The sequence below is a fragment of the Brevundimonas sp. genome (genome assembly GCF_013912005.1).
Taxonomy (GTDB): domain Bacteria; phylum Pseudomonadota; class Alphaproteobacteria; order Caulobacterales; family Caulobacteraceae; genus Brevundimonas.
The window spans coordinates 101,109-108,606 of the sequence record NZ_JACESB010000009.1; the positions used below are offsets into that span (position 1 = coordinate 101,109).

The 7,498-nt window shown below is 73.5% G+C and carries 5 protein-coding genes; 1 reads left to right on the plus strand and 4 read right to left on the minus strand.

Going from position 1 to position 7,498, the window contains the following annotated elements:
• Positions 1-7: 7 nt before the first annotated feature.
• Positions 8-832: a metallophosphoesterase family protein gene (locus tag H2038_RS08565; protein ID WP_292111665.1), complete on the minus strand. Its 825-nt coding sequence runs from the start codon at positions 830-832 to the stop codon at positions 8-10.
• Between the two features lie 250 nt (positions 833-1,082).
• Between H2038_RS08565 and H2038_RS08570 the strand changes: the two genes are divergently transcribed.
• Positions 1,083-2,090 (plus strand): M48 family metalloprotease, encoded by a 1,008-nt coding sequence (locus H2038_RS08570; RefSeq protein ID WP_292111667.1) that lies wholly within the window; start codon positions 1,083-1,085, stop codon positions 2,088-2,090.
• Positions 2,091-2,094: 4 nt separating this feature from the next.
• Here the strand turns inward: H2038_RS08570 and H2038_RS08575 are convergent, their stop codons facing one another.
• The 3 genes from H2038_RS08575 to H2038_RS08585 form a co-directional block, all read right to left on the minus strand.
• Entirely contained in the window at positions 2,095-2,763 is a 669-nt protein-coding gene (locus H2038_RS08575) for an acylneuraminate cytidylyltransferase family protein (RefSeq protein WP_366926491.1), read from the minus strand.
• A gap of 330 nt (positions 2,764-3,093) precedes the next feature.
• Positions 3,094-5,253 carry an AGE family epimerase/isomerase gene (locus H2038_RS08580; protein ID WP_292111669.1) on the minus strand — a complete coding sequence of 720 codons (2,160 nt, stop codon included), beginning with the start codon at positions 5,251-5,253 and terminating at the stop codon, positions 3,094-3,096.
• A 78-nt stretch (positions 5,254-5,331) separates the two neighbouring features.
• A partial coding sequence (locus tag H2038_RS08585; protein ID WP_366926492.1) for a S8 family peptidase occupies positions 5,332-7,498 on the minus strand: 2,167 nt, incomplete at its 5' end.

Here is a 7,498-nt window from a genome sequence, read left to right on the forward strand (position 1 = left end):
GGGGCGCCTACGCCGCCCCGTCCAGCGACAGCACGCCCACGTGGATCGGACCCGCGCTCTCCTCGACGGCCTGGAGGGTCACCCGCGTCGCCCCCTCCAGCCGCACTGCGCTGAGCACGCCGCTGTCGTAGGCCTTGGTGTCCACGCCGATGCGGCGGTTGTCGACGTGCACCTCGCGGGTCGGGGTGTGGCCGTGGACCACCACCTTGTCGAAGCCGACCTCGCTGTCGAGGAAGCTGTTGCGGATCCACATCAGGTCGCGCTCGCTCTGGCGCTCGAGCGGGACGCCCGGCCGGGCGCCGGCGTGGGCGAAGAAGTAGTCGCCGATCGACAGGCTGAACTCGAGGTTCTCGAGAAAGGCGCGTTCGCGCGGCGCCAGCTTGTGGCCGAGGTCGGCGGAGATCCGCGCCCAGGCCTCGACCCTGTGCTTCAGCTCCGGCGGCCTCAGGCCGTAGGATCGCAGCGCCGCGTCGCCGCCGTACTCGCACCAGCGCGCGCCCGCGGACGGGTCGTCGAGGAAGTCCAGCATCGCCTCCTCATGGTTGCCCTTGAGGAAGCGCCACTCGATCCCGCGATCGGTCGGCAGGTCGGCGAGATAGCGGATCACGCCGCGCGAGTCCGCGCCGCGATCGACATAGTCGCCGAGGAAGATCACGACCTTGCGGGAGGCGGCGCTCCCCGCCGCGTCAGCGAGGATTCCCTCCACGAGCGGCTGCAGCAGGTCGAGCCGGCCGTGAATGTCGCCCACGGCCCAGACCACCGTCCCCTCGGGGACGCGCGGCGTCTCCGGGGCGCCGGCGCGGGGCTTCTTCCTGAACAGCGTGGAGATCATGGTTTCTGGCGCGCGGCGGCGAGCCGCACATCATCCTCGTCCGGGTTGCGTCCCTGTCGCCCGCCCCTCTAGCCGCCGCCTGCGTCCGGAAGACGGCGGCGCAGGGCCTAACCCCCGAATACGGCACCGAAATCGGCGTTCGCCTGCGCATAGTCCGGCGGACGCCCGATGTCCATCCAGTACCCCTCGTGTGGCAGCTGAACAGGCGCCGGCAGGTTGTGCACGCCACTCGGATGGTGTTGTTGAAGACATGGCTCCGGCCCCTCACCTCCTCTACGTCGCGGCCGCGGCCGCACTGGCGGCAGCCGCCGTCGCCTGCAGCCAGACGCCGGCGTCGGTCGGCGCCGCCGGGGCGGGCGACGCGGCGGCCCGGCTGTCCGCCCTCACCTCGCTGGACGAGCGGGTGGCGCGGGTGGCGTGGCGGTTGTCGGAGGCCAACGCGTCCCTCTGCCCGGCGGTGCGCCTGTCGGCCGGCTGGGCCCTGCACTCGGCGAAGCAGTACAGCGAGGATCTGCGGCCGCACGCCGGGGAGCGTTTCGGCCTGCGCGGCGACCTGCCGGGGGTGCTGTCGGCCCCGCCGGGGTCGCCGGCGGCGGCGGCGGGCTTCCGGGCCGGCGACCTGCTGCTCTCCGCCGACGGCCGCCCGCTGGCCGCCGGCGAGCAGGCCGGGCCGCCGAGCTGGAACGGCCTCGGGCGCAACCTGCGCGTCGTCGACGAGGCGCTCGCCGACGGCGACGCCCGCTTCCGGGTGCAGCGCGGCGCGGAGACGCTGGAGCTGGCCGTGCGGCCGGAACGGGCCTGCGGCTACGACGTCCAGCTCAACCCGTCGGACGAGCTGAACGCCCGGGCCGACGGCCGCCGGCTGTTCATCAGCACCGCGCTGGCCGGCTTCGCCGCCAGCGACGACGAGCTGGCGATGATCCTCGGCCACGAACTGGCCCACCACGTGCTGCGCCACCGTCACTGGAGCGAGGCCGGGGGGGCGGCGCGGCAGGCCAACGACGCGGCCTGGGTCGCCGAGGGCGGCCAGGGCGGCGCCGAAGAGCAGGCCGACCGGGTGGGGCTCTATCTCGCCGCCCGCGCCGGATACGACCCCGCCGTCGCCGCCCCGTTCTGGCGGCGGTTCGGCGAGTCGAACTGGCGGGTGCGCTTCCCCCAGATCGGCCACGCCTCGGCCGGCGCGCGGGCGCGGGCGCTGGAGGGCGTGCAGCGCGAGATCGAGGCGAAGCGCGCCGCCGGCGAAGAGCTGCTGCCCTGAGCGGTCAGGCGCGGGCGAGCCGCTCGGCGGCTTCGAAGTCCTCCAGCGTGTCGATGTCGATCGACCGTTCCGGCGGCATCGGCCACAGGGCGGTCTCGCCGGGCTTCAGGAAGGTCCGCTCGCGGCGCAGCCAGTCCGCCTCGGCGGCGTAGACGGCGCCGTTCAGCATCCAGGCGGGGGGCAGGTCCTGACGGCGCAGGCTCGCTCCCGCCGGCGGGGCGGCGAAGGGATCGATCCGGCCCCGGGCGTCCTCGCCATAGACCAGCCACGGGTGGACCGGCGCCTCCGTCACCGACACGCAGGCCGGGGCGCCGGCCGCCGCCATCCGGGCCAGGGCGCCGTCGATATCCGCAGCGGTCCGCAGCGGCGACGTCGGCTGCAGCAGGAGCACCACATCGAACCCCGGAACCCGGTCGAGGGCGTCCAGCACCACATCGATGGAGCCGGCCGTGTCGCCTGACAGCTCCGGCGATCGCCGGAACGGGGCCTCGCAGCCGAGGGCCTGGGCCGCAGCCATGATGTCGGGGTCATCCGTCGACAGGATCAGCCGGTCGACGCCGGCGGCGGCCTGGGCTGCGGCGATCGTCCAGGCGATCAGCGGCCGGCCCGCCAGCGGCCGCAGGTTCTTTCCGGGCAGCCCTTTGGAACCGCCCCGGGCGGTAACCACGGCCATGACCGACTTGCCTGCAATCATGCGTTCACCCCCGCCGCTCCCGTGCGGCCTTTACAGCAGTGTCGCGATCTCCGCCTAGGTTTCAACGACTCCCGGGGGGCGCCCGGAAGGCTTTATGAAGGGTGAAGCTTGACCCTGACGGGCAAGAAGGCGTTAAGGTTCGCGCCCGCTCGCAGGGGAGGATAGCGAGATGCGACAGGAACAACCGGCTCGTCCAAACCCGCCCGCCACGCCGGGCCGCGCGCGCCCGGCCGGCCTCTATGGGGAAGTGGCCCCGCTTCCGGTCAGAAGCATCGTACCGCCGCCGGCCGGCGAAGGGCGGGCCTTCCTCTAGGCGCGCCCGGCGCCCGTGCTCTCCCGCAGCTGCAGCCAGGCGGCGGTGATGTGATAGAGCGAGCTGGCCGGGGCCGGCTCTTCGACGAACCGTCCGTCGGGCTCCAGCTTGTCGCGCCACAGGCCGGTCGGCTCCAGATAGAGCTGCAGGCCCTTCAACGCCTCGTCCGCGTGTGAGGCCGCAACCCGGTCGCCGAGGATCAGCGCCGCCTTCAGCCGCTCCGTCTGGGGCCACAGCCGGGCGTGGGCCGATCGCACGTTCAGCGCCTCATCCAGCGCGTCGATCGCCACCCCGCGCGCCGCATCGATCCCGCGCAGCCCCGCCTCGTAGAGCCTCAGGGCCGCCGTGTCCGCCCAGCGATCGTCCCGGGCGCGGCCCCAGCGGGTAAGCAGCCACGCCCACTCGAACTGGTGTCCCGGCTCCACCAGACGACCCGTCTCCCCCGCCGCCGGGGTCCAGTCCGACGCAAAGAACTCGCGCAGGAAGCCGCCCTCCGGATCGATGAAGTGCCGGCGCGCCAGCCCGACGATGTCGTCGACCATGCGGGACCAGACGCCGTCCGGCTCCAGCGCCTCCCAGGCGAGGCAGGCCTCCAGCAGGTGCATGTGGGCGTTGGCCTGATGCGAATGGCCGGCGTCCTCGCGCCAGCCGCCGCCCGGCAGCGCCAGCCCCGCCAGCGCCTCGCGCAGGGCGTGGGCGCGGCCCGTCATCGAGGCGGGCTCCAGCCCCGCCTCCGCCGCGGCGGCGAAGGCCAGCAGGGCGAAGGCCTGGTCGTACAGGGAGGCGGTGTCGTCGAGCGGCTCCCCCGCGCCGGAGACGCGGGTGCGGTACAGGCCGTCCGGCCTGCGGTTGGTGGCCTCGAACCGGTCCAGCGCCTCGCCCGCCAGCCGCCGCCAGGGACCGCTCCAGCCGGCCCGGCCGGCCACGGCGTAGACCCACGCCTGCCGCGTCTGGACGCGGGCGCGGCGGAAGGCGCAGAGCGGCTCTCCGTCACGGCCGATCGACTCCCGGAAACCGCCGTCGGCGTCGACGCCGACCGTCGCCCACAGCGGCAGGGCGTCAAGACGCATCCAGCGATCGAACGCCGCCGAGCGCCGGGCGAACGAGGCCGCCCCCTGCGCCTCGCCATGCAGGTGGGTCGGCGAGAGTTCGCGCAGACGCTCGACGAGGCCCTTCACCTCCTGCGACCGGCTGAGGTGGCAGACCAGCACCGCGTCCGGCTCGGCGATGATGGCGAGATCCGAGACGCCCGCCGTGGCGATGACCATTCCCTCGGCCGCGCGCACCAGATTGGCCCCGTCGCCGTCGCCGCCGATCCAGAGGCCGCGGCTGGCGCCGCCGGTCGCCGCCACCGCGTCCCATGCGCCGAGGTCGGACCAGCCGAAGCCGACCGGCAGCACCGACACGCGGTCGCTCTTCTCCATGACCGCATAGTCGATCGAGATCCGGGGCGCGGTCGCGAACGTCGGATCCAGCTCGACGGTCGGACCGTCCGACTGCGGCAGGGCCGTCTGCGCGACCTCCGCGACATCCGGCGCGAACCGCCGGAGTTCCTCCAGAAGCACGTCGGCGCGGGCGACGAAATTGCCGCTGTTCCAGAGGCAGCCGGCCGCGACGTACTCCGCCGCCCGGGCGCGGTCGGGCTTTTCCACGAAGCGCCGGACAGCGCTGAGGCCGGGCCCTTCCGGCTGGATGTAGCCGTAGGCCGAAGACGGCTCGGTCGGCTTCACCCCGAAGGTCACGATCCGCCCCGCCTCTGCGGCGCGCGCGCCCTCCCTCACGGCGGCGCGGAAGCCCTCCGCGTCGGGGATGTGGTGGTCGGAAGCGACGAACAGGGCGACGCCCGCGGGATCCCGGCGCGCGATCCAGGTCGCCGCCGCGGCCATGGCCGGCGCGGAGTCCCGCCCCTCCGGCTCGACCAGCAGCACGGCCTCGACCCGTCCGAGCTGGCTCCGGATGGAGGCGGCGTGGTCACGGCCGGCCACGACGAGCACCGCCCCCCCGCCCTCGGCCAGGGGCGCCACCCGCGCCACCGTCTCCTCGAACAGGGAGGAATCGCTGACGAGATCGAGGAACTGCTTGGGCCGCTCGGGTCGCGACGCCGGCCAGAGGCGGGTGCCCGCGCCGCCGCAGAGCACCACCGGGTAGATCGCCATGGCCTTGTCCCCTGTTGCCGGCCCGTCTGCTGTAGCGGCAGACGGACCGGTCAGCCAAGGGCGGAAGGTCTCGCCCCCCTAGAACGTGCTTCGCCAGCTGCCCATCAGCGCATAGGCCGGCGGCGCGGCGCGTTCGTGGCGGTCGTCGCGCGTGACCACCGCCCGCAGCGCCAGCTCCGAACCGCCCGGCAGGGCGTGCAGGCTGCCCAGCGCGAAGTCGATCTGCCGGCCCGTCGGGGTCGCCGAGAAGCGGCGTTCCGAGAAGGTCAGCTCGTCGAAATACTCCAGCGGCGCATCGGCCAGCCAGGCGCTGAACTGCCCGCGCTCGACCCGCAGCGGCTGCGAGATCGACCAGGTCAGGGAGCGGCAGCCGAAGCCCAGCTCCTTGCAGAACGAGGTCAGCCCGAGCCGCCAGCTGGAGCTCAGGGCCTGTTCCGACAGGCTCAGGAACTCGCCGGCCAGGTCGGTGCGCGCGAAGCCCGCCTCCGCATCCAGCCACAGGCCGGAACCGAGGTCGAAACGTCCCGAGACGCCGGCGAAGGCGGTCTCGCTCGGCATCTCCAGGCCGGAGCCGACCGGTGCATAGGAGCCGAGCGGGCCCAGCCGCTCATCCAGGGCGCCGGCCGCGAAGGTCAGACGGGCCGTGTCCGACGCCGCCCAGTTCATGGCGAAGCGGGTGTACGTCGAAACGTCGTCTTCCTCCTGGCGGAAGGGCATGGCCCGGTCCCCGACGCCGGTGTCGGCCGTCAGGGTCAGGGCGCCGAGGCGGACCGCGCCCAGCCAGGCCCGGTCGACCTGGGCCAGGGAGGCGAAGCCGTCGCCCGCGCCCAGCTCGAAGGGCGATCGGGCGCCGTTGCGGCCCTGCCAGAAGGCGACCGCGCCGCGGCCGGTCGAGTATTCGACCATCATGTCCTCGCGCCGGCGGTCGTCCAGCCACGGCGTCAGGGCGCGCGAGGCGGCCGCCGGATCAAAGGCGTCGTTCTCGATGATGGTGCTGCTGGTCAGCGACAGCCGCCCGCCGAGCGGCGCGTCCACGGTCAGCCTCGCCTGCCGCTGTTCGACCTGGGGCATCCGGATCTGCTCGCCGCGCGGCGCTTCCCCGAAGGCGGCCGCGAGATCCACGCGGAACAGGCGGTCGAAGGAATCGTGGCCGACGGTCTGCAGCCCCTCGCCCCGGCGGAAGGCGTCGCCGAACGCCGCGCCGGTGTAGGCGAAACGCTGGGCGGTGACCGAGACCGTCGCGCCCGAGGCCGTGGGCACGCTGGTGGAGCCCACCGGCTGGAAGGCGCGGGCGATGTCGAGCAGCCCCCGGCCATAGACGCTGTCGACGCCGGGATCGCCGGCTTCGCGCGCGGTCTGGAGCAGGATGGCCACCGCCTCCCGCCCGGTCAGGTTGGGGAAGGCGTCGAGCAGCAGGGCCAGGGCGCCCGCCACCGCCGGCGCGGCGAAGGAGGTGCCGTTCACCCGCCAGCACGAGGTTCCGTCGCAGGCCGTGATGACGTCGACTCCGGCCGCGCTGATGTAGGCGGCGGCGGAGACGCCGGCCCGATTCGAGAAGTCCGCGAGCTGGTTGCTCGCATCGTGGGCCCCGACGACGATGATGCTGCCGGCGAAGCGCGGATCCGTGGCGTACCGTCCCGGCCATTCCGGATCGCCGCCCGTCGGTTCGTCCCCCGCGTTGCCCGCGGCGATGGTGAAGACGATGCCGGCGTTCACCGCCCGCAACAGGGCCGCCTCGAAGGTCGGGCCCAGCGGTCCCTCCCCGCCCAGCGACATGTTCACGATCGGAATGCCGTTGGTGATCGCGTAGTCGATCGCCCGCACCAGGTCGCCCGACTTGAAGCAGACGTCGTCTTCGGGATCGTCGCAGTCGCTCACATCCGCGCGGATGGAGACGATCGTCGATTCATAGGCGGTCCCGATGGTGCCGAAGCCGTTGAAGCCGGCGGCGATGACGCCGGACACCGACGTCCCGTGGGCGGGGCTTCCGTTGTCGCCGAGCAGGCCGGTGGGCATGTTCCGCCCCACGACGACGTCGGTCGACAGGGTGGTCGAAATCCGCCCCGCCAGGTCGGGCTGGGCGAAGTCGATGCCGGAGTCGATCACCCCGACGTTGATGCCGGCGCCGGTGGCGCCCGCGTTCCAGGCCGCAATGGCGCCGGAGTTCGCGGATCCGTAGTTCCGCAGATACTCCGCCGACGTCGGCGGAGTATCTGCGGAACTACGGATCCGCGAACTCCGGCGC

Bases quoted from the DNA above. Each gene is read 5' to 3' on its own strand.
- H2038_RS08565 (WP_292111665.1), bottom strand. From the start codon at position 832: ATGATCTCCACGCTGTTCAGGAAGAAGCCCCGCGCCGGCGCCCCGGAG.
- H2038_RS08570 (WP_292111667.1), top strand. From the start codon at position 1,083: ATGGCTCCGGCCCCTCACCTCCTCTACGTCGCGGCCGCGGCCGCACTG.
- H2038_RS08575 (WP_366926491.1), bottom strand. From the start codon at position 2,763: ATGGCCGTGGTTACCGCCCGGGGCGGTTCCAAAGGGCTGCCCGGAAAG.
- H2038_RS08580 (WP_292111669.1), bottom strand. From the start codon at position 5,253: ATGGCGATCTACCCGGTGGTGCTCTGCGGCGGCGCGGGCACCCGCCTC.